Below are 20,622 nucleotides of genomic sequence, written 5' to 3' on the forward strand. Positions count from 1 at the left end.
GTATCACGCGCATGGTGCGTGTGCCATTGACGGCCGACGATCACGAGCGGGGCCGGCGCCTCGGCCGGCTGCTCAGGGAGGCGCGCGGCCCGCGGAGCATGACCTCGGTCGCCGCCTCGGCCGGCATCTCGGTGGAGACCCTCCGGAAGATCGAGAGCGGGCGCGTGCCCACCCCGGCGTTCTTCACGATCGCCGCGCTGGCCGCGGAGCTCGACCTCCCGCTCGGCGACCTCGCTGCGGCCTGCGAGGGACCACTCGTCGCCCGGTGAATCAGCGGGAGCCTCCGGCACTTCCCGCATTTACCTACTACTGAGGACGATGGACCCGGAGATCTCCGATACGCTCACCTCCGATACGATCACCGGTGAACGAGCAGGGAGCCAACAATGGCGGTACGCCTGCAGTCGATCAATTTTCCGGACTTCTTCATCCGGCACCAGAACTTCGAAGCGGAGCTGATGAAGCCCGACTCCCCCGGCTTCGCGGAGGACTTCCTGTGGGAGGAAAGGTTCCGCGGGAAGGATGATGCCGGCTTCACGCTGGTTCGCTTCGAGTCGATCAATCGCCCGAACCACTTCCTCCGGCACACGGACTTCCGGCTCGTCCTGCAGAGGGACGAGAACAACGAACTCTTCAAGAAGGACTCCACATTCCGCCGAAGAAACGGTCGGGCCGGTGACCCGGAGGACGGCTGGAGATCCTTCGAGGCGAGCAACTTCGAGAATCGCTTCATCCGGCACCGCAACTTTCACGTATTCGTGGAGTCGAACGAGAAGAACCCCAGCACCTTCAATTCGGACGCAACGTTCCGAAGGGTCGATGCGTAGGGGTCAGTGGCTCGCTTCGAGGTAGAGCCCGCGCTTGGAGATGTACTGGACGACCCCGTCCGGCACCAGGTACCACACCGGCCGCCCCGCGGCGACGCGCGTCCGGCAGTCACTCGACGAGATCGCCATCGCCGGCACCTCGACCAGCGTCACCGACCCCTCCGGCAGGTGCCCGTCGGCCAGCTCGTACCCGGGCCGGGTCACGCCGACGAAGTGCGCGTGGCTGAACAGCTCGTCGATCTTGTGCCAGGAGAGGATCTGCTGGAGCGCATCGGCGCCGGTGATGAAGAACAGCTGCGCGCCGGGCATCGCGCCCTGCAGGTCCGCGAGGGTGTCGGCGGTGTAGGTGGGGCCACCGCGGTCGACGTCGACCCGGCTCACCGAGAACCGGGGGTTCGACGCGGTCGCGATCACCGTCATCAGGTAGCGGTCCTCGGCCGGGGAGACCTCGCGGTGCGACTTCTGCCAGGGCTGCCCGGTCGGCACGAAGATCACTTCGTCGAGGTCGAAGCGGGCCGCGACCTCGCTGGCCGCCACGAGGTGGCCGTGGTGGATGGGATCGAACGTCCCGCCCATCACGCCGATCTTGCGCTGCATCGCCGCAGATTATGCGGCGCGCCCGTCCGGCGGAATCCCCGGTGCCCCCGGGTACAGGTGCCGGAACTGCAGGCTGATCCGCGGCCCGGAGGCCGCGACCTTCGGGACGCTGTGCTGCCAGGTCCGCTGGCACGTCCCGCCCATCACCAGCAGGTCCCCGGACGCCGGGGTGAACGACACCGACGGCCCGCCGCCGGCCGGGCGCAGCCGCAGCGGCCGGGCGGCGCCGAGCGACACGAGCGCGACGACGGCCTCCGCGCACTCCCGCGCGACCCGGTCGCCGTGCCAGGCGACGCCGTCGGCGCCGTCCCGGTACAGGTTCGCGCCGACCTGGGTGAACCGCACGCCGTAGCGGGCACCCAGCTCGACCGCCATGTCCCGCAGCCGCCGGGGCGGCTCGTCGCCGTCGGCGAGGAGCCAGCGGTGGGTCAGCCGCGGCTCGTCGACCATGCGGTCGTACATCCGCCGGCGATGCGCCCGGAACGGCACGCTCGCCCGCAGCCGGTCGAACAGCACGTCCGGGTCGGGCACCCAACCGGGCATCACGTCGACCCACGCGCCGTACCCCAGCTCGTGCCGGACCGTCGACGCGAGGCCGCAGCCACCGTCGCCGACCACGGTCGCGAACAGCGATCCCTGCCAGCCGACGTCCACACCCCCACCCTACGCCGGATCGAACGAAGGTTCGACCCGAATGGGGTGCACCTGCCGCTCGGCGGCGCTGGGCCCGCACCCACCGCGCCGGACCGCCTCCGCCGGCTGAGCCACGGTGACCCGCCGGTAACGTCGACCCCATGCGCGTTCCGGACACCGGTGACCGGGCTCCCCACCACTCCGGTCCCCGCTCCCCCGCCGACGGCCCGGACCTCCCGTCGTACCCGGCACCACCCACCCCGGCAGGCCCGGCCGGTCAGGCGGGCCCGACCGGGCGCCGCCGGCTGCGCGAGGGCGCGCTCCCCGACGAGCGGGGCGCCGGCGAGACACCGGCCCACGTGACGCCCGCGGGCCCGTGGCCGACCGTGCAGCCGCCGTCGACCCGCGCGGTCCTGGTCACCCGGGCGGCGGCCGTCGTCGCCGTCGTGTGGTTCTGCGTGGTGTACACGATCGCCACCGACGTCCTCTCCCGGGCGGAGTACCTGCTGACCGGTGTCGTCGCCGGCGGGCTCCTGTGCCTGGCCGGCGCGATGCTGCTGTGGCTGTACGCGCCGCGGACCCCGGCCCGCGTGGCGCCGGCACGCGGCCCCGAGATGGGCCTCGCGCGCGACCGCGCCGCCGCCCGGACGCTGCTGCGCTCCGGCGGCACCCCGGACGCCGAGCAGCGGCGCCTGATCGCGATCGAGGTCCTCGCCGACGCGAAGCTTCCGCTGGTCACCGGCGCGACCTTCGGGTTCCTCGGGCCGCTGGTCGTCGCGGTCGCGCACAACAGCGGCGGTGTCGGCTGGCTGGGCCCGGTCACCGCCGGGCTGATCCTCCTCGTGCTCGCCGGGCTCGGCTGGCGGACCGGGTCGGCCTGGGCGCTGCACCGGGCGGCCGACCGCAGGCACACCGTCCCGCGCTACGCCGACTCCGGTTCACCCTGGCGCCCCTGGCCCTGACCGGCCCCGGTCACGCGAACGCCGCGGTCACGAACGCCAGCTCGGGTTCCATGCCGTCCCGGTCGTCCGCGTGCCGGGCGACCGCGTGCCGGTGCCCGATCGCCGCGGCGAGCAGCCGGGCGGCTCCCCGGACCCGCTCCGGGTCACCGCCGGCCGCCGCGAGAACCTCGTGCACGGCCTGCTCCAGCTCGCAGGCGCGGCGTTGCAGGGCCTGGCGGACCGCGGGGTGGGTGTCCGCCTCCCGCCACAGCAGGTGCGACAGCACCGCCGAGGAGTCCAGCGCCCGGTCCAGCGCGGCCACCAGCGCACCCAGCCCGGCCCGGAGATCACCGGGCACGGCGACGTCGCAGCCGCGGACCGGGTGCGGCAGCCGCTCGACCAGGGCCTCCAGCAGGTCGGGCTTGCGCCGGAAGTAGTAGTGCACCAGCCCCTTGGGCACGCCGGCCTGCTCGGCGATCCGGGACGTCGGCGTCGCGTCGAAGCCGTGCTCGGCGAACAGGGACTCGGCCGCGTCCAGGATCCGCTCCCGGGCCGGGCCGCCGTCGGCGGGCGTGGAGATCGATGACACGCGCCGATCCTGCCGGGCGCGCCGGGGGGACCGCGACCGGCGCGGCCGCGGTCCCCTTACCGATGTGTCGACGGTCGCGTCAGTGTGCGGCCAGGCCGCGGTGCTCGGCCTGCGCCGCCGGGAGCGCGGCCGCGGCCACGGCCACGGCGAGCACGCCCGCGATCCAGGACGTCCACGACGCCCCGGTCATCTCGGTGTATCCCATCACCCACGGCGCCAGGAACAGCAGGACACCGATGACGCCGTGGGTCCATTCACTCGCCACCGAACCGGGCATGGCGAGCGACCAGAGCGACGTGGCGGCCAGCACCACGCCCAGTACGACCATCGTCCACGCGGCGGCCATGTTGGTCGCCGTCACCAGCGGGGCGAGAGCCGTGAGCACACCGATCACCAGGGCGGCCCAGTCCTGCCACCGCTGCCACGTGTGAGCCGTCCGTGCCATCGCGATCACCTTCTCCGTGAGAACCCTGTTGGGGTAGCACCGGTGTACGCCTGATTGGCCAGCCGGTCAAGAAACCGGACGAACGGGCCGTTACCGGACCGTGACCAGCGGCGTCAGACCGGCAGCAGGGCCTCGACGACGTCGGCCAGCTGGGCGGCCGTCCGGCACTCGTGCATCGGCAGCACCTCGCCGTACCGGTGCGCCGCCGAGTCCCCGCTGCCCCACATCCGTTCGGGCTCGGGGTTCAGCCAGTGCGCATGCCGGGCGCGGTCGCGCATCATCCGCAACCCGCGCAGGTTGGGGTCGCGATAGTTGGTCCGGCCGTCGCCGAGGACCAGCAGCGACGTCTTCGGGGTGATCGCGTCGGCGTACTGCTCGAGGAAGTCGCCGAACGCGCTGCCGTAGTCGGAGTGCCCGTCGAACGCGGTCAGCTGCGCCTCGCGCAGCACCCGCTGCATCACCCCGGCAAGCTCGGCGCCGGGCTCGAACAGGTGCGTGACCTCGTCGGTGCGCTCGACGAACGCGAACACCCGCACCTTCGAGAACTGCTCGCGCAGCGCCTGGACCAGCAGCAGCGTGAAGTGGCTGAACCCGGCGACCGACCCGGAGACGTCGCACAGCACCACCAGCTCCGGGCGACCGGGCCGCCGCGTCCGGTACGCCGGGTCCATCGGCACCCCGCCGGTGGACATCGACCGGCGCAGGGTCCGCCGCAGGTCCATCTGCCCGCGGTGCGCGCGTTTGCGGCGCACCGAGAGCCGGGAGGCGAGCCGGCGGGCCAGCGGGTGCACGGTGCGGCGCAGCTCGGCGAGCTGGACGGCGTTCGCGCTGAGGAAGTCCACCTGGTCCGGCTGCTTCGGCGTGGTCGAGCGGGCCACCTGCTCGCGGCCGCGCTGCTCGGCGGTACGCCGGCGGGCCTCGTCGCGGATCATGTCGCGGAAGCGGGCGATCCGGGCGCGGATCTCGCGCCGCCGCACCTCGGAGACGAAGTCGGTGTCCCCCTCCTGCCGCAGGCCGTCGAGGATCTGCGCCAGCAACGTGTCCGGCGACAGCGCGTTCAACGCCTGGTAGGCCGACCAGTGGGGCTTCGCGGCCTGCCCGCGCACGCCCTGCCCGGCGGCACCGGCGTTGCCGATCGCGTCCACCGCGGCCCGGGCCAGCTCGCGCAGTGTCTCCTCGTCGCCGTCGCGGAGCAGGTCGGCGAGGATCTCGCGGAGGGCGTCGACGTCGACGGCGCCCTGCCCGCCGCCGGCCTGGCCGTCGTCGACCCGCGGGACGTCGACCTCGGAGGCGCCCGCACCGAGCGCGGGCGGGAACCACAGGTCGAACAGGGCGTCGAAGGTGTCGCGCTGGCCGGACCGGCGCAGCAGCGCCGCGGCCAGGCCCTCCCGCAGCTGCTCGCGCTCCAGGAGGTCCAGCACGCCGACGACCTGCGCAGCATCCACGGTCTCGCCCGGCCCGACGGCGACGTGGTGCCGGCGCAGCGCCGCGACGAAGTCGACCAGGTGGCCGGGCAGGCCGTGCGCGGACGCGACCGGCGACGGCGGCGGGACGGTGCTCACCCGCCCATCATGCGCGACGATGCGGACCGTGCGCGACGCTCCGGCCGGCCGCCGAGCTCCGGCCGGAGCGCCGTCGTGCGCCGCGGTCCCACACCGCGGGGCTCGTGCCCGTCAGCCGCCCAGGTCGACCGGGACGACGTTCGGGTTGAACGGCTTCTGCCCGTCCACCAGCTCCAGCGAGCCGTCGTACCCGCCGGGCCCGTTGGCGTAGTCGAGCGCGGACCGCAGGTCGGAGACGCCGTTGGTGCCGGCGGCGGGCGCCAGGTTCAGCGTGGACAGTACGCCCAGCGCCGAGCCGTCCTTGGACAGGTAGCCCGAGCCGGAGTCACCGGGGATGCCCGGCCCGGCCGTGGCGACGGTGTGGGTCCAGCCCTCACCGGAGGTGCCGACCGAGGCGCCGGTCTTCGGCCGGAGCGCCGCGATGCCCCCGCGCAGCGAGGAGTTCCCGTAGCCGAAGAGCATCTCGCCGGCCGCGGTGCCGTCGGGGTCGACACCGGTCGGGCCGCCGTAGAACGGCATGGTCGGGTTGGCCTTGCCGACGTCGGCCGGGTCCAGCTTGACCAGCGCGAAGTCGTTGTACTGGCAGGCGTTGGGGTCCTTCTCGCCCTTCTCCTGCATGGTGAGCCAGGACGAGTACGCGAGGGTGCCCGGGTTGTCGGCGCCTTCGATCTCGACCGGCGTGCCGAGCGGCAGCGAGGGTGCCTCGCAGCCGTTCACCTCGGTCGAGGAGCCGGTGCCGGCGCAGTGCGCGGCCTGCCCGAGGAACACGTCGGTGCCGTCGGTGAACACGAAGTTCGCGGTGCACTGGGCGTCACCGTTGGTGTACGTCATGACGCCCGGGGTGATGGTCGCCTCCTCCGGGGCGGCGAAGCCGGGATCGTCCTGGGCCGACGCGGCTCCGGCCGCGGCGACGGTCAGGGCCAGCGCGGCGGCGGCCGCGAATCCGGCCCGGACGAGCCGGGGCCTGCGAGATGCGTGCGGGACGGGGCGGTCGGGGTCCGGCGGGACGGCGGTCATCGGCGTGGTGCCTCCGGGTCGCTTGGGGAGCGGTCTACCGGCACAACTCGCAGTGGGGACCGCTGGTTACGCGGCGCACCCGTCGAGTGCCGATCTTCACTCCATCGTGGGTCGCGGTGTACCGCCGATCGGCGGTGAGTGACCGACCGATCAGTTCAACCGCAGCTCGGCGACCGCCTTCTCCTCGTCCGAGCGGTACTTGAGCACCACGCCGAGTGTCGCCCGGACGGCGTCGTCGTCGAGGGTGTCCATCCCCAGCGCGAGCAGCGTGCGGCCCCAGTCGATCGTCTCCGCGACGCTCGGCACCTTGCGCAGCTCCATCGCCCGCAGCACCCGGACCGTACGGACCAGTGCATCGGTCAGCTGGCCGGTCAGCTCCGGCACCCGGGTGAGCACGATCCGGCGCTCCGTGTCGGCGTCCGGGAAGTCCAGGTGCAGGAACAGGCACCGCCGCTTGAGCGCCTCGGACAGCTCACGGGTCGAGTTCGAGGTGAGCAGCACGAACGGCCGCCGGTTCGCGGTGACCGTGCCCAGCTCGGGGATCGAGACCTGGAAGTCCGACAGCACCTCCAGCAGCAGCCCCTCGACCTCCACGTCGGCCTTGTCGATCTCGTCGATCAGCAGCACGGTCGGGTCGGTCCGGCGGATCGCGGTGAGCAGCGGCCGCGGGAGCAGGAACTCCTCGGAGAAGACGTCGTCGCGGGTCGCGTCCCAGTCCTCCTGTCCCTGACCGGCGGTGATCCGCAGCAGCTGCTTGGCGTGGTTCCACTCGTAGAGCGCCCGGGCCTCGTCGATGCCCTCGTAGCACTGCAGCCGCACCAGGCCGGAGCCGGTGGCCTGGGCGACGGCCTTCGCCAGCTCGGTCTTCCCGACCCCCGCCGGCCCCTCGACCAGGAGCGGCTTGCCGAGCCGGTCGGCGAGGAACACCGTGGTCGCGACGGCCGTGGACGCCAGGTACCCGGCCTCGCCGAGCCGCGCGGTCACGTCGGCGACGGAGCCGAACACGGGCTGGTGGGCTGCTGTACTCACGGCCGCCATCCTGCCCTGCGCCCGGCCGGGACGGCGCGCGCCCCGGGTCGCCGGGTGACCCGGATCACCGCGTCCTCAGCGGCCGCGGCGGGCGAACACCCACGCGGCAGCCACCGACGACACGGTGGCGATCCCCGCGCACCAGGCGAGCGCGGTCGCGGCCGTCGGGCCGAGATCACCGACCGGGGCGCCGTCCGGTCCGAGACCGACCAGCAGGCCGCGGACCGTCTCGATCACCGGTGTCACCGGCTGGTTCTCGGCGACGCCGTGCAGCCAGCCCGGCATCGTCTCCGGCGGGACGAACGCGCTGGAGACGTACGGCAGGAACAGCATGACGAAGCCCAGCCCCCCGGCCGCGGCGGGCGTGCGGGCGACGACTCCGACCAGGGTCGCCACGCAGGTGATGGCCACGACGTAGGCGGTGACCACCCCGACCGCCCCGAGCCAGCCGAGCGGACCCGCGTCCGGCCGGAAGCCGATCGCCGCCGCCACCGCGAGCACGATCGCCGTCGTCACCAGGTTCTTGAGCACGCTCGCCAGCACGTGCCCGGCGAGCACCGTCGCGCCCGTGACCGGCATCGACCGGAACCGGTCCATGATCCCGCCGGAGGTGTCCTGGACCAGCGCGATCGCGGTGCTGGAGGCCCCGTAGCCGGCGCAGAGCAGGATCACCCCCGGCGTGGCGTAGGTCAGGTAGTCGGTGCCGACCTCGATCGCCCCGCCGAAGACGTAGACGAACATCAGCATGATCATCGTCGGCAGGAGCAGCGCGACGAGCAGCTCGTCGGGATCGCGGCGGGCGAGCCGCAACACCCGGCCGGTCATGGTCATGGTGTCCGGCACGACCCGCAGCCACCCGGACACCGGTCGCGGATCTCCTGTCGTCGCGGTCACGCCGCCACCTCCTCGGGCACGCGGTCGCCGGCCGCCCGGGTGGCGTGCCCGGTCAGCGCCAGGAACGCGTCGTCCAGGGTGGGCGCGCGCAGCTGCCAGTGTTCGGGGACGACCCCGGCCGCCTCGACGCCGGCCAGGATGTGTCGCACGTGCCCGACCGAGCCGTCGGTGGGCACCCGCATCTCCCGTGCGGCGGGCGCGGCGACGCCGAGCTCGGACGCCACCCGGGCCACGTCCGTGACCGCGGCGAAGGTCAGCTCGACGCTCGCGTCACCCACCTCCCGCTTGAGCTGCGCGGGCGTGCCCTCGGCGACCACCCGGCCACCGTCGATCATGGCGACGCGGTCGGCGAGCCGGTCCGCCTCCTCCAGGTACTGGGTGGTGAGCAGCAGGCTGGTGCCGTCGGCGACGACGCGGGCGATGACGTCCCACATCCCGTGCCGGCTGCGCGGGTCCAGGCCGGTGGTGGGTTCGTCGAGGAACAGCACCCTCGGGTGCCGGAGCAGCCCGGCGGCCAGGTCGAGCCGGCGGTGCATCCCTCCCGAGTAGGTCCGCAGCTGCCGCCCGGCGGCACCGGTGAGTTCGAAGCCCTCGAGCAGCTCGTCGACCCGGGGCCGGACCGCGCGGCGGGGCAGGTGCGCCAGCCGCGCCATCATCGTCAGGTTCTCCCGGCCGGTCAGCTTCTCGTCGACCGCCGCGTACTGCCCGGTGAGGCCGATGACCTCACGGACCCGGCGGGCCTCGGTGACGACGTCGTGTCCGGCGACGAGCACGCTGCCGCCGTCCGGCCGGGTCAGCGTGCTGAGAACGCGGACCGTGGTGGTCTTCCCGGCCCCGTTCGGCCCGAGCAGCGCCAGCACCTCCCCCTGCTCGAGCCGCAGGTCGACGCCGTCCAGCACCCGGACGGGGCGGCGGGCACCGCCGTAGCTCTTGCACAGGCCCCGTACCAGCACCACGGGTTCGTCCATCTCGGTTCCTCCTACTGCTTATGCTGAAAACTGTTTATAGCATCAACAGCGTACGACGGACACGGTGGATCCGCGGCGAACCGGCCGCGGGAGGATGGGCGACATGGGCGAGCAGGAGGTGCCGTCGACCCTGCGACGGCTGTGGGGGCGAACCGACCGGCCCCGGCGCGGGCCGAAGCCGTCCCTGAGCGTGCAGCAGATCGTGACGGCGGCCGCGGACCTCGCCGACGCCGAGGGGCTGGGCGCGGTGTCGATGGCCCGGGTCGCGGAGTCCCTGGGCTTCTCGGCGATGGCGCTCTACCGGCACGTCGCGAGCAAGGACGAGCTGCTGGCCCTGCTGGCCGACCATCTCGCCGCGGAGCTGGCGATGCCCGAGCACGCCGGCGACTGGCGCTCCGGGCTGGAGGCGTGGACCCGCGCCCAGATCGAGGGGGTCCTCGCCCGGCCGTGGTTCCTGGAACTCCCGCTGGCCGTCCTGCCGCCCGGCCCGCACCGGATGCGGTGGATGGAGGAGGCGTTCGCGCTGCTGCGGGGGGTCGATCTGACCGGCGAGGAGAAGCTGGCGATCATCGGGTTGCTCGCCCAGCACGTGCTCGCCGAGGCCCGGGTGCAGTCCGAGGCCGCGCGGGCGGCGGCCACCGACGTGCGCCGCACCCGGGGGCTGCCGGTCGACACCCCGGAGTCCGAGCTGGACCCGGCGGATCTCGACGCGGCGAACCCCATGCACGACTTCGAGGCGGTGCTACGCCACCTCGCCGCCCCCGGGGACTACCCGGAGATGGCGGCGGCACTGGCCGGCACCGGCCCGTCCCCCGGCGGCGCACGCGACGTCGACGCCGACATCGACTTCGGGCTCGGGATCGTGCTCGACGGCATCGAGGCGTACGTGCGCCGCCGCACGAGCTGACCGGGTCCCCGCGAGGCTGTCGGGGGTCGGCGCCACCATGGTGGACGTGACCACCGCATCGACAGACCTGCGTGACCGCGCCGAGGCCGTCCTGGAACAGCTCGCAGGCGAGGGCGCCCGGCTGCGCGAGGACCAGTGGACGGCGATCGAGGCCCTCGTCGCGCAGCACCGGCGGGCGCTGGTCGTGCAGCGCACCGGCTGGGGCAAGTCCGCGGTCTACTTCGTGGCGACCGCGTTGCTGCGCGAGCAGGGCGCGGGGCCCACGGTGATCGTGTCCCCGCTGCTGGCGCTGATGCGCAACCAGATCGACGCGGCGATCCGGTCCGGGATCGTGGCCGTCACGGTGAACTCGGCGAACGCCGACGAGTGGGACGCGGTGTACGCCGACATCGCCAACGGCGACGTCGACGTCCTGCTGGTCTCCCCCGAGCGGCTCAACAACCCCGACTTCCGGGACCGGGTCCTGCCGAAGCTCGCCGCGACCGCCGGGATGCTGGTGGTCGACGAGGCGCACTGCGTGTCGGACTGGGGCCACGACTTCCGCCCGGACTACCGGCGGTTGCGCACGCTGATCGCCGAGCTGCCGCCAGGCATCCCGGTGCTGGCGACGACGGCGACGGCGAACGACCGGGTGGTCACCGACGTCTCCGAGCAGCTCGGCATGGGGACCGGGGGCGACACGCTGGTCCTGCGCGGGTCGCTGGACCGCGAGTCGCTGCGGCTGGCCGTGGTGCAGCTGCCCACCCCGGCCCGGCGGCTGGCCTGGCTGGCCGCGAAGCTCGGCGAGCTGCCCGGCGCGGGGATCGTGTACATGCTGACCGTGCAGGCCGCCGAGGAGGTGGCCGAGTTCCTGCGCGAGCGCGGGTTCGCGGTGCGGTCCTACTCGGGGAAGACCGACCCGGAGGAGCGGCTGGCGGCCGAGTCGGACCTGCTCGAGAACCGGGTGAAGGCCCTGGTGGCGACGTCCGCGCTGGGCATGGGCTTCGACAAGCCCGACCTCGGGTTCGTCGTGCACCTGGGCGCGCCCGCCTCACCGGTGGCGTACTACCAGCAGATCGGGCGGGCCGGGCGCGCGCTCGACCGCGCCGAGGTGGTGCTGCTGCCCGGCCGGGAGGACCGGGACATCTGGGCGTACTTCGCGTCGCTGGCGTTCCCGCCGGAGCCGCTGGTCCGCCAGACCCTGGCGGTCCTGTCCGAGCAGCCCCGCTCCACGGCCGCGATCGAGACGCAGGTGGACCTGTCCCGGACCCGGCTGGAGATGCTGCTCAAGGTGCTCGACGCCGACGGCGCGGCGAAGCGGGTCAAGGGTGGCTGGATCGCGACCGGGGCGGACTGGGTCTACGACACCGAGCGGCACCAGCGGGTGAACGAGGCACGCAAGGCCGAGCAGCGGGCGATGCTCGACTACATCGCGACGACCGAGTGCCGGCTGGTGTTCCTGCGCCGCCAGCTCGACGATCCCGACCCGACGCCGTGCGGGCGCTGCGACACCTGCACCGGCACCGTCTGGTCCGGCGAGGTGCCCGCCGACGGCGAGCAGGCCGCGCAGGAGCGGCTGTCCCGGCCCGGGATCGAGATCGCGCCGCGGAAGATGTGGCCGGCCGGCATGAAGGAGATCGGCGTCCCGCTCTCCGGGAAGATCCCGCCGGCCGAGCAGGCCGCGCCCGGCCGGGCGATCGGGCGGCTGTCCGACATCGGCTGGGGCACCCGGCTGCGCGAGCTGCTGGCCGGGCCCGACGAGCCGGTCCCGGCGGACGTGCTCGACGCGGTGGTGCGGGTGCTGGCCGGGTGGGGCTGGGAGCGGCGCCCGGTCGGCGTGGTCGGGATCGGCTCGCGCACCCGCCCCCACCAGCTGGAACACCTGGCCGCCCGGATCGCCGGGATCGGCCGGTTGCCGCTGCTCGGCACGCTGCCGCCGGCCGGCGAGCGGCCGGGGGCCCGGGAGAACTCGGCGCAGCGGCTCGCGGCGGTGTGGGAGGGCCTGGACACCGCGGCCCTGCCGGACCTGTCCGGGGTCGGCGGCCCGGTGCTGCTCGTCGACGACCTGGTCGACTCCGGCTGGACGATGACGGTGGCGGCGCGGGCGGTCCGGCGGGCCGGGGCTACGGAGGTGCTGCCGATGACGCTGGCGATCGCCGGCTGACGCGACGTTACCGACAAGTACGATCAGGGTGTGAACCCACCGGACGTCGTGCTGAAGGCGATGAACGCCGCCCACCGGCTCCTGATCACCCTCACCCGCGGGAAGGTCGGCTACTCGGCGGCCGGCATGCCGGTCGTCGAGCTGACCACGACCGGCCGGCGGACCGGCGAGCCGCGCACCGTGCTGCTCACGGCACCGCTGCACGGCGACGGGCGCTACGTCGTCGTCGCCTCCCGGGGCGGCGACGACCGGCACCCCGCCTGGTTCCTCAACCTGCGGGCGAACCCGGACGTGCGGGTGGCGGTGCAGGGCGGGCCGGCGGTGCCGATGCGGGCCCGGGTCGCGGACCCGCAGGAACGCGCGCGGCTGTGGCCGCAGATCGCCGGGCGGTACCGCAACTACGCCGGCTACCAGCGCAGCACCACCCGCGAGATCCCGCTGGTGCACCTCGAGCCGGCCTGACCGGCTCCGCATCCTCAGGATCGATGATTCTCCTGGGCGGTACCCGGATCCTAGGGTGATCGCCGTGCCGAGGACCGGAGTTCCGCGCTGAGCGCCGGGTCCGGCCTGCACATCTCCGTGTTCGGCGGCGTGCGGGCCACCCGCGACGGCGAGCCGCTCGCCCTGGGCGGGCCGCTCCCGCGCTCCCTGGTGGCCGCGCTCGTCGTCGCCGGCGGGCGCCCGGTCGGCGAGGACGCCCTCATCGACGCCGCCTGGGACGGCGTCCCGCCACCGGCGGCCCGGCAGGCGCTGCACACCTACGTCGCGCGGCTGCGCGGCGTCCTGGAACCGGAACGGTCCGCCCGGAGCGCCGCCACCGTGCTCGTCCGGGACGACACCGGGTACGCGCTCGCGCTGCCCCCGGACCGGGTCGACGCCTGGGCGCTGCGCGACCTGGCCGCCCGCGGCGCCGCGGCGCTCGCCGCGCAGCGGCCGCACGAGGCGCTCACGCTGCTGGACCGGGCCGCCGCGGCCGCGACCGGTGCCCCGTTCGCCGATCTCGACGGCCGGGCGTTCCTGCAGGCCGAGACGGCGGCGATGGACGAGCTGCGCACCGGTGTCCGGGAGGACCGGGCCGCGGCCGGGCTCGCCACCGGCGCGGACGCCGCCCTCCTCGGTGAGCTGGAGGCGCTGACCCGGGAGCACCCGCTGCGCGAGCGCGGCTGGGAGCTGCGCGCCCGCGCCCTCTACCGGGCCGGCCGGCAGGCCGACGCGCTCGCCGTGCTGCGCACCGCCCGGGCCACCCTCGCCGAGGAGCTCGGCGTCGATCCCGGGCCCGGCCTGCGGGAGACCGAGCGGGCCGTGCTCGCCCACGACCCGGCGCTGCTGCACCGCGCCCCGGCCGCCGACGCGCCGGTGCCGGCGGCCGCCCGCCCGCGCCGCGCGCTGCCGGCCCCGCTCACGCCGCTGCTCGGGCGGGACGCCGACCTCGCCGGGCTGGCCGCCGGCCTGGACGCGCACCGGCTGGTGACCGTCGTCGGGCCGGGTGGGGTCGGCAAGACCCGGCTGGCGCTCGCGGCCGCCCGGGAGCGGGCCGGGACGGTGTGGCTGGCCGAGCTCGCCGACCTCGCCGTGACCGGCGCGGACCTGCTGGCCCCGGTCGTCGCCGAGACCGCGGGAGTGGTCACCGCGCAGGCACCGGACGCGCTGGCGGCCGCGCTCGCCGGCACCGAGGCGCTGCTGGTGCTCGACAACTGCGAGCACGTGCTCGACGCCGTCGCCGGCCTGCTCGCGGTGCTGCTGCCGGCCTGCCCGGGGCTGCGGGTCCTGGCGACCAGCCGGGAACCGGTGGCGGTGCCCGGCGAGCACCTGCGCGTGCTCGACCCGCTGGCCCCGGCCGACGCGGAGGCGCTGTTCCTGGAGCGGGCCGGGGCGGCCGCGCCCGGCTGGACCCCGACCGCCGGCGACCGCGCCCGGGTCGCCGAGGTGTGCACGGCCCTCGACGGGCTGCCGCTGGCCGTGGAGCTGGCGGCGGCCCGCAGCCGCACGCTGTCGGTCCCGGAGATCGCCGACGCCCTGGGCGACCGGTTCGGGTTGCTCGTCGGCGGCCCGCGGACGGCGCCGGCCCGGCACCGCAGCCTGCAGCGCACCGTGGCCCTGTCGGTCGACGAGTTGACGGCGGCCCAGCGGGACCTGTTCGGGCGGGTGTCGCTGTTCGCCGGCGGGTTCGACGCCACCGCCGCGGCCGCCGTCGCCGGGCGCCCGGTCCGCGACGAGCTCGCGGCCCTGGTCGCGAAGTCGCTGGTTCGGGTCGACGTCACCGGCCCGGGCCCGCGCCGGTTCGATCTGCTGGAGACCCTGCGGGCCTTCGGCGGCACGGTGCTGGACGAGGGTGCCCGCCCGGACGCCACGGCCCGGCACCGCCGCTGGGTGCGCGACCTCGTCGCCGAGGCCGACCGGAACTGGCTGGGGCACGACGCGGCGCGCTGGTTCGGCCGGGTCCGGGCCGAGCAGCCGAACGTCCGGGTGGCGTTCGCCACCGCGCTCGCCGACGGTTCTGCGGAGGCCGTGGACGACGCGCTGCGCCTGGCCGGGGCGCTCGGCTGGTACTGGTACCGCTTCGGGCGGATCGCCGAGGGCATCGGCTGGACGTCCGCGGCGCTCGCGGCGGCCGGCCCGGACGCCGACCCGGCCGCCCTCGGGCTCGCCCACTTCGCGGCCGGGCCGCTGCGCTACCTCGCGGGCGACCACGCCGGGGCCGGCGCGGACGTCGTCGCCGGGCTGGAGCGGATGGACCCGGCGCTGCACCCGACGAAGGTCGCGCGCGGGCTCGCGTTCCGCGCGTACCTGGCCGCGGCGACCGACCCGGCCGCCGCGGCGGCGTTCATCGAGCGGGCGCACGCGGTGGCGCGCGCCGCCGCGGACGGCCCCGGCGAGTCCGAGACGCTGGCCGCGCTCGGTCAGCTCGCCCGGTTCGGCGGCGATCCCGCCACGGCGATCGCGCGGTTCGAGGCGAGCGCCGCGGTCGCCCGGGCGTGCGGGCACGGGTTCGCCGAGGGGTCCGCCCGCTGGAACCTGACCAAGGTGTACATGGACCGCGGTGACGCCGCGGCGGCGCTCGCCGAGGCGCTGCCGACCGTCCGGCTGATCGGCGACCAGCCGGACGTCACGTCGTGGCTGGTCGGGCTGCACGCGTTGGCCGGTGCGCTGGGCCTGTTCGGTGACGGCGAGCGGGGTGCCCGGCTGCTCGGTGCGGTCTCGGCGGTGGGTGGGGAGGTCGGCTTCCAGCCGGCGCAGATGGACCCGCAGGACTCCGATCGGAACGTGGCGCTGGTCCGGGCCGCGCTGGAGGCGGGGCCGCACCCGGCGGAGCGGTTCGCCCGGGCGTTCGGCGAGGGGGTCGCCGGCGGGCGGGCCGCCGTGGAGACCGTGCTCGCCGAGCTGGACGGCGCCCCGGCGGTGCTGCGGCCGGCGGACCGGAGCGCCTGACCCCGGCCCGGTTGCAAGCGCCGGTGCAAGTCGGCTGCCAGTGCCTCGGCGCAGAGTCCTCCCACCAGCCCTCCGGCCGACCGGGCCGGCGGGCACCGTCCGAGGAGGACCGCCGTGAGCACGGCCCTGCGCACCATCACCCGCCTGACCATGATCGGCGCCGCGACGACCGCGACACTGCTCTCGACCACCGCCTGCACGTTCTACTCGGTGCCGGCCGAGAGCGTGGAGAGCCAGATCGTCACCCAGCTCGGCGCCCAGGGCGTCGCGATCGACGGCGGCACCGCGGACTGCCCCACTGACCTCGACGCGACCGTCGGCACCACCCAGACCTGCGAGTTCCGCACCGGCGGTCAGCCGGTCGGCGCCGTCGTGCGGGTGACCGCGGTGAACGGCGACGACGTGTCGTTCGACATCAGCACCGAGGCCCGGCCGGTCCCGAAGGCGCTGCTGCAGGACATGGTGACCTCGTCGCTCGCCCGGCAGGCCGGCCTGCCGGTCGACGCGACCGCGTGCGAGGGCGACCTCCCGCCGACCACCGGCGGGAAGGTCGGTTGCACGGTGACCGTCGCCGGCGAGGGCATCCCGGTCGCGGTGACCGTCACCGGCATCAACGGCGGCAAGGTCGACTTCGAGATCGTGGAGGCCTGAGCCGACCACCCGGCCGCGCTCGACGTCGTCGCGATGACCGCGCCGGGTCAGGGGCCGGTCCCCCACGCGATCCGCAGCCGGGTGCCCGCGCCGTCGACGATCTCCCGGCCACCGTCCGGCACCGGAGGAGGATCGTCGGCCAGTTCCGGGACGACGGCGTCGACCCGCAGGTCCGCGGCGTGCGGGCGCCCGGCCCGCACCCAGCCCGCGGCGAGCGCGGCCAGCCGGTCGGCCGCGCCGTCCCCGCCCGGGCCGAACGACCGGATCGTCGCGGGCGGGTCGGCGACCAGCAGCGCGCAGCCATCCTCGGTCACCAGGCCCAGCCCGGCCCGCACCCCGGCCAGCCCGAACAGCGACCGCGCGAGGCACCCGCCGTCCGGGCCGAGCAGCCGGACCACGCGCGGGTCCGCGAGCGCGCACCACAGCCCGAGCCCGTCCCACAGGTCCGACACCGAGCCCGGTACCGGTGCGTCCCGGTCCCGGCCCGGCTCGTGCAGCGCCCGTTCCAGCACCTCCAGGCCGGCGTCCCCCTCGGCCACGTCCCGGCAGGCCGGCTGCACCGTCCAGCCGCCACCGGGCAGCACCGTGTCCCGTCCGGGGTCGGCGCCCGCCCCCCGGAGCCGGACGAACGCGCAGCTCCGCACGGACGTCGAGGTCAGCAGGCCCGGGCCGGTGTGGGTGAACGCGATCGACAGCTGGCTGCCGCGCACCGTCAGCGGCAGCAGCAGCCGCCCGTCCGGCACGAGCTGCGCGACCCACTCGGGGCGGATCGCGGTCGCGCCGACCGTCAGCTCGATCCGATCGTAGGGGGCCCCGGCGGGATAGCCGCCCGCGCCGTCCGCGGTGACCGCGGTGACCCGCTCCAGGCCCGCCGCGGCGAGGTTCTTCCGGGTGCCCTCGACGAGGTCGTCGTCGATATCGACGGTGATCACCGCCCCGTCCGGTCCGACGACGTGCGCGAGCAGGCCGGCGTTCCACCCCGCGCCGGCGCCGATCTCCAGCACCCGGTGCCCCGGTGCGGCCTCCAGCTGCTCCAGCATGATCGCCACCATCGAGGGCTGGGACACCGAGCTGACCGTGACGCCGCCGTCGGTCTTGATCGGGACGGCCTCGTCGGCGTAGGCGGCCGCCGGGTCGAGCCCCGGCAGGAACAGGTGCCGGGGCACCGCCTCCATGGCCGCGCGGACCCGCGGGCTGCGCACGCGGCCGTCCCGCACCAGGTCGGCGACGAGCCGCTCCCGGGCCTGCTCCGCCGTCGCCATGGCCGGCATCCTCGCGCTACCGCGCGCCGGACGCCAGCCGGACCTACAGCAGGACGAGGTCGTCCGCGTGGACGAGCTCCCGCCGCTGTTCGGGGGGCAGCTCCCGGGTCCGGCGGCCGATCATCGACGGCAGCTCGGTGGCGTCGTAGGACACCACGCCGCGGGCGATCGCCCGGCCGTGCGGGGCGAGCAGCTCGACGACGTCACCGGCCACGAAGTCCCCGGACACCCCGTGCACGCCGGCGGCGAGCAGCGACCGCCGCTTGGCCCGGACGGCCTCCACCGCGCCGTCGTCGAGGTCCAGGGCCCCGCGGACGTCGGCGGCGTGCCGCAGCCAGAACCGGCGCGCGCTCATCCGCCGCCCGGACGCCCGGAACGCGGTGCCGACCTTCGGTCCCTCCGCGCCGGTCTCGACCGCGGCGGCCGCCTCCTCCGCCGAGGTGAGCAACACCGGGATCCCGGCCGCGGACGCCATCGCCGCCGCCGTGACCTTGGTGGCCATCCCGCCGGTGCCGAGCCCCGACCCGGGCCGGGTGACGCTGATCCCGGCCAGCTCGGCGGGATCGTCCACCTCGGTGACCAGCGACGCCCCGGGGGTGCGCGGGTGACCGTCGTAGAGGCCGTCGACGTCGGAGAGCAGCACGAGGGCGTCCGCGCCGACGATGTGCGCGACGAGCGCGGCGAGCCGGTCGTTGTCGCCGACCCGGATCTCCTCGGTGGCCACGGTGTCGTTCTCGTTCACCACCGGCAGCATCCCCAGCTGCAGCAGGCGTTCCAGGGTGCGCTGGGCGTTGCGGTAGTGCGACCGGCGGATCATGTCGTCGGCGGTGAGCAGCACCTGCCCGATGCCCTGCCCGTACCGGGCGAACGACGCCGAGTACGCGTGCGCCAGCAGCAGCTGCCCGACCGAGGCGGCGGCCTGCTGGGTGGCGAGGTCGCGGGGCCGCTTGCCGAGCTGGAGCGGGGCGAGCCCGGCCGCGATCGCGCCCGAGGACACGAGCACCACCTGGCTGCCCGCCTCCCGGCGGGTCATCATCGCGTCGACCAGCGCGTCGAGCCGGGCCGGGTCGAGGCCGCCGGTGAGGCTGGTCAGCGACGACGACCCGACCTTCACCACGACCCGGCGCGCCGCCCCGATCGCGGCGCGGGTGCTCACTCCTCGATCTCGCGGTCCGAGGCGTACCGCGCCCCGGCCGCGAGCTCGGCGTCCGACAGGTGGGCCCGGCGCGCGGCACGGGCCCGCTTGCGGTCGGCGGCGCCGACCCGGTCGTTCGTCTCCAGGCGGACGTCGGTGCCGCGCCCGGTGAGCAGCGCCGCGACCCCGGCCGGGGTGGACGGCTCCCAGTCGAAGGTGACGTCGCCGATCGTGACCGGGCAGCCGGGGACGGCGCCCGCCCTGGCCAGCTCCTCCTCGACGCCGAGCCGGGCGAGCCGGTCGGCCAGGTAGCCGACGGCCTCGTCGTTGTCGAAGTTGGTCTGCCGGATCCACCGCTCGGGGCGCTCGCCGCGCACCACGAACCCGCCCTCGAGCTCGGGGTCGGGCCCGACGGTGAAGCCGGAGTCGTCGACCGCCTTCGGCCGGATGACGGTCCGGGCCGGCTCGGACTCCGGCTGCGCGGTCCGGGCCGCGGCGACCCGCTCGGCCATCGCGAACGTCAGCTCCCGCAGCCCGGCCCGGGACGCGGTGGAGATCGGGAAGACCGGCCAGCCGAACCGCTCGGTGAGGTCGTCGCGGACCATGTCGACGAGCTCCGCGGCGTCCGGGACGTCGATCTTGTTGAGCGCGACGAGCCGCGGCCGCTGGTCGAGCCGTTCCCCGAGCGCGCTGGTGCCGAGCTGGTCGGCGTAGTGCGCGAGCTCGGTCTCCAGGGCCTCGATGTCGGAGACCGGGTCCCGCTCGGTCTCGAAGGTGGCGCAGTCGACCACGTGGACCAGCACCGCGCAGCGCTCGATGTGCCGCAGGAACTCCAGGCCCAGGCCGCGCCCGCCGGCGGCGCCGGGGATCAGCCCGGGGACGTCGGCCACGGTGAAGCTCTCGTCGCCGGCGCTGACCACGCCGAGCTGCGGCACGAGCGTGGTGAACGGGTAGTCGGCGATCTTCGGCCGGGCCGCGGAGAGCGCGGCGACCAGCGACGACTTGCCCGCGCTGGGGAAGCCGACCAGGCCGACGTCGGCCAGCGACCGCAGCTCGAGGGTGTAGTGCACCTCCTCGCCGGGCTCGCCGAGCAGCGCGAACCCGGGCGCCTTGCGCGCCGTCGAGGCCAGCGCGGCGTTGCCGAGCCCGCCCCGGCCACCCTGCGCCGCGACGAACCGGGTGCCCGCCCCGACCAGGTCGGCGACGATCTCGCCGTCCTCGTCGAGGATCACGGTGCCGTCCGGGACGCGCAGTTCCAGGTCCGGCGCGTTGGCGCCGTTCTTGAACGAGCCCTGGCCCTGCGTGCCGTTCTTCGCGGTCGCGTGCGGGCGGTGGTGGTAGTCGAGCAGCGTGTGCACACCCTCGTCGACGACGAGGACGACCGAGCCGCCCCGGCCGCCGTTGCCCCCGTCGGGGCCGCCGAGCGGCTTGAACTTCTCGCGGTGCACCGAGGCGCAGCCGTTGCCCCCGGCTCCGGCGGTCGCGTGCAGCACGACGCGGTCCACGAACCGGGACATGCTCGGTGCCTCCCTACGATGTCGGATCGCCACACGACGAACGGCGGGCCACCCGTGGGGTGACCCGCCGTCGGCG

The 20,622-nt window shown here is 75.2% G+C and carries 20 protein-coding genes; 8 read left to right on the forward strand and 12 right to left on the reverse strand.

The window, feature by feature from the left end:
- The first annotated feature begins 11 nt into the window (after positions 1 to 11).
- Together H7X46_RS19500 and H7X46_RS19505 are read left to right on the forward strand one after the other, a co-directional pair.
- The gene (locus tag H7X46_RS19500) at positions 12 to 269 is read left to right on the forward strand and encodes a helix-turn-helix domain-containing protein (RefSeq protein WP_186360769.1); all 258 of its coding nucleotides are present in this window, start codon (positions 12 to 14) and stop codon (positions 267 to 269) included.
- A 117-nt stretch (positions 270 to 386) separates the two neighbouring features.
- Entirely contained in the window at positions 387 to 827 is a 441-nt protein-coding gene (locus tag H7X46_RS19505) for an AbfB domain-containing protein (protein ID WP_186360770.1), read from the forward strand.
- Positions 828 to 830: 3 nt separating this feature from the next.
- Here H7X46_RS19505 and nadD read toward each other — a convergent pair whose 3' ends face one another.
- Positions 831 to 1,424 carry a nicotinate-nucleotide adenylyltransferase gene (gene nadD, locus H7X46_RS19510; protein WP_186360771.1) on the reverse strand — a complete coding sequence of 198 codons (594 nt, stop codon included), beginning with the start codon at positions 1,422 to 1,424 and terminating at the stop codon, positions 831 to 833.
- Between the two features lie 9 nt (positions 1,425 to 1,433).
- On the reverse strand, positions 1,434 to 2,078 hold the full coding sequence (locus H7X46_RS19515; protein WP_186360772.1) for an alpha-ketoglutarate-dependent dioxygenase AlkB: 645 nt from the start codon (positions 2,076 to 2,078) through the stop codon (positions 1,434 to 1,436).
- A 140-nt stretch (positions 2,079 to 2,218) separates the two neighbouring features.
- On the opposite strand from H7X46_RS19515, the gene H7X46_RS19520 reads away from it, so the two are divergent.
- Positions 2,219 to 3,019 (forward strand): hypothetical protein, encoded by an 801-nt coding sequence (locus tag H7X46_RS19520; RefSeq protein ID WP_186360773.1) that lies wholly within the window; start codon positions 2,219 to 2,221, stop codon positions 3,017 to 3,019.
- A gap of 10 nt (positions 3,020 to 3,029) precedes the next feature.
- Here the strand turns inward: H7X46_RS19520 and H7X46_RS19525 are convergent, their stop codons facing one another.
- The 7 genes from H7X46_RS19525 to H7X46_RS19555 all read right to left on the reverse strand — a co-directional run bounded on the left by H7X46_RS19525 (position 3,030) and on the right by H7X46_RS19555 (position 9,502).
- Positions 3,030 to 3,587 (reverse strand): TetR/AcrR family transcriptional regulator, encoded by a 558-nt coding sequence (locus H7X46_RS19525; protein ID WP_186360774.1) that lies wholly within the window; start codon positions 3,585 to 3,587, stop codon positions 3,030 to 3,032.
- A gap of 79 nt (positions 3,588 to 3,666) precedes the next feature.
- On the reverse strand, positions 3,667 to 4,032 hold the full coding sequence (locus H7X46_RS19530) for an SPW repeat protein (RefSeq protein ID WP_186360775.1): 366 nt from the start codon (positions 4,030 to 4,032) through the stop codon (positions 3,667 to 3,669).
- 113 nt (positions 4,033 to 4,145) lie between these two features.
- On the reverse strand, positions 4,146 to 5,594 hold the full coding sequence (locus H7X46_RS19535) for a VWA domain-containing protein (protein WP_186360776.1): 1,449 nt from the start codon (positions 5,592 to 5,594) through the stop codon (positions 4,146 to 4,148).
- A 111-nt stretch (positions 5,595 to 5,705) separates the two neighbouring features.
- Positions 5,706 to 6,611, reverse strand: a complete 906-nt coding sequence (locus tag H7X46_RS19540; protein WP_255426174.1) for a serine protease — start codon at positions 6,609 to 6,611, stop codon at positions 5,706 to 5,708.
- A gap of 150 nt (positions 6,612 to 6,761) precedes the next feature.
- Positions 6,762 to 7,640 carry an AAA family ATPase gene (locus H7X46_RS19545; protein ID WP_370588863.1) on the reverse strand — a complete coding sequence of 293 codons (879 nt, stop codon included), beginning with the start codon at positions 7,638 to 7,640 and terminating at the stop codon, positions 6,762 to 6,764.
- Between the two features lie 75 nt (positions 7,641 to 7,715).
- Positions 7,716 to 8,534 (reverse strand): ABC transporter permease, encoded by an 819-nt coding sequence (locus H7X46_RS19550; RefSeq protein WP_370588864.1) that lies wholly within the window; start codon positions 8,532 to 8,534, stop codon positions 7,716 to 7,718.
- Positions 8,531 to 9,502 carry an ATP-binding cassette domain-containing protein gene (locus H7X46_RS19555; protein ID WP_186360778.1) on the reverse strand — a complete coding sequence of 324 codons (972 nt, stop codon included), beginning with the start codon at positions 9,500 to 9,502 and terminating at the stop codon, positions 8,531 to 8,533. Before H7X46_RS19555 ends, H7X46_RS19550 begins: the two co-directional genes overlap by 4 nt.
- A 103-nt stretch (positions 9,503 to 9,605) precedes the next feature.
- Between H7X46_RS19555 and H7X46_RS19560 the strand changes: the two genes are divergently transcribed.
- The 5 genes from H7X46_RS19560 to H7X46_RS19580 all read left to right on the forward strand — a co-directional run bounded on the left by H7X46_RS19560 (position 9,606) and on the right by H7X46_RS19580 (position 16,632).
- Positions 9,606 to 10,409: a TetR/AcrR family transcriptional regulator gene (locus H7X46_RS19560; RefSeq protein WP_222131364.1), complete on the forward strand. Its 804-nt coding sequence runs from the start codon at positions 9,606 to 9,608 to the stop codon at positions 10,407 to 10,409.
- A gap of 37 nt (positions 10,410 to 10,446) precedes the next feature.
- The gene (locus tag H7X46_RS19565; protein WP_186360779.1) at positions 10,447 to 12,552 is read left to right on the forward strand and encodes an ATP-dependent DNA helicase RecQ; all 2,106 of its coding nucleotides are present in this window, start codon (positions 10,447 to 10,449) and stop codon (positions 12,550 to 12,552) included.
- A 60-nt stretch (positions 12,553 to 12,612) separates the two neighbouring features.
- Positions 12,613 to 13,014 carry a nitroreductase/quinone reductase family protein gene (locus H7X46_RS19570; protein ID WP_186362779.1) on the forward strand — a complete coding sequence of 134 codons (402 nt, stop codon included), beginning with the start codon at positions 12,613 to 12,615 and terminating at the stop codon, positions 13,012 to 13,014.
- A 129-nt stretch (positions 13,015 to 13,143) separates the two neighbouring features.
- Positions 13,144 to 15,981 (forward strand): AfsR/SARP family transcriptional regulator, encoded by a 2,838-nt coding sequence (locus H7X46_RS19575; RefSeq protein WP_186360780.1) that lies wholly within the window; start codon positions 13,144 to 13,146, stop codon positions 15,979 to 15,981.
- 114 nt (positions 15,982 to 16,095) lie between these two features.
- Positions 16,096 to 16,632: a DUF4333 domain-containing protein gene (locus tag H7X46_RS19580; RefSeq protein WP_186360781.1), complete on the forward strand. Its 537-nt coding sequence runs from the start codon at positions 16,096 to 16,098 to the stop codon at positions 16,630 to 16,632.
- Positions 16,633 to 16,679: 47 nt separating this feature from the next.
- Here H7X46_RS19580 and H7X46_RS19585 read toward each other — a convergent pair whose 3' ends face one another.
- The 3 genes from H7X46_RS19585 to obgE are packed head-to-tail and all read right to left on the reverse strand — an operon-like array spanning position 16,680 to position 20,546.
- Complete coding sequence (locus H7X46_RS19585) at positions 16,680 to 17,894, reverse strand: methyltransferase domain-containing protein (protein WP_186360782.1); 1,215 nt, start codon at positions 17,892 to 17,894, stop codon at positions 16,680 to 16,682.
- Positions 17,895 to 17,937: 43 nt separating this feature from the next.
- Positions 17,938 to 19,050, reverse strand: a complete 1,113-nt coding sequence (proB, locus tag H7X46_RS19590; protein ID WP_186360783.1) for a glutamate 5-kinase — start codon at positions 19,048 to 19,050, stop codon at positions 17,938 to 17,940.
- Positions 19,047 to 20,546: a GTPase ObgE gene (obgE, locus tag H7X46_RS19595; protein ID WP_186360784.1), complete on the reverse strand. Its 1,500-nt coding sequence runs from the start codon at positions 20,544 to 20,546 to the stop codon at positions 19,047 to 19,049. Before obgE ends, proB begins: the two co-directional genes overlap by 4 nt.
- Between the last annotated feature and the right edge of the window lie 76 nt (positions 20,547 to 20,622).

The sequence above is a fragment of the Pseudonocardia sp. C8 genome, from assembly GCF_014267175.1.
Classification (GTDB): domain Bacteria; phylum Actinomycetota; class Actinomycetes; order Mycobacteriales; family Pseudonocardiaceae; genus Pseudonocardia.

Bases quoted from the DNA above. Each gene is read 5' to 3' on its own strand.
- H7X46_RS19500 (WP_186360769.1), top strand. From the start codon at position 12: ATGGTGCGTGTGCCATTGACGGCCGACGATCACGAGCGGGGCCGGCGC.
- H7X46_RS19505 (WP_186360770.1), top strand. From the start codon at position 387: ATGGCGGTACGCCTGCAGTCGATCAATTTTCCGGACTTCTTCATCCGG.
- nadD (WP_186360771.1), bottom strand. From the start codon at position 1,424: ATGCAGCGCAAGATCGGCGTGATGGGCGGGACGTTCGATCCCATCCAC.
- H7X46_RS19520 (WP_186360773.1), top strand. From the start codon at position 2,219: ATGCGCGTTCCGGACACCGGTGACCGGGCTCCCCACCACTCCGGTCCC.
- H7X46_RS19530 (WP_186360775.1), bottom strand. From the start codon at position 4,032: ATGGCACGGACGGCTCACACGTGGCAGCGGTGGCAGGACTGGGCCGCC.
- H7X46_RS19540 (WP_255426174.1), bottom strand. From the start codon at position 6,611: ATGACCGCCGTCCCGCCGGACCCCGACCGCCCCGTCCCGCACGCATCT.
- H7X46_RS19555 (WP_186360778.1), bottom strand. From the start codon at position 9,502: ATGGACGAACCCGTGGTGCTGGTACGGGGCCTGTGCAAGAGCTACGGC.
- H7X46_RS19560 (WP_222131364.1), top strand. From the start codon at position 9,606: ATGGGCGAGCAGGAGGTGCCGTCGACCCTGCGACGGCTGTGGGGGCGA.
- H7X46_RS19565 (WP_186360779.1), top strand. From the start codon at position 10,447: ATGGTGGACGTGACCACCGCATCGACAGACCTGCGTGACCGCGCCGAG.
- H7X46_RS19570 (WP_186362779.1), top strand. From the start codon at position 12,613: ATGAACGCCGCCCACCGGCTCCTGATCACCCTCACCCGCGGGAAGGTC.
- H7X46_RS19585 (WP_186360782.1), bottom strand. From the start codon at position 17,894: ATGGCGACGGCGGAGCAGGCCCGGGAGCGGCTCGTCGCCGACCTGGTG.
- obgE (WP_186360784.1), bottom strand. From the start codon at position 20,546: ATGTCCCGGTTCGTGGACCGCGTCGTGCTGCACGCGACCGCCGGAGCC.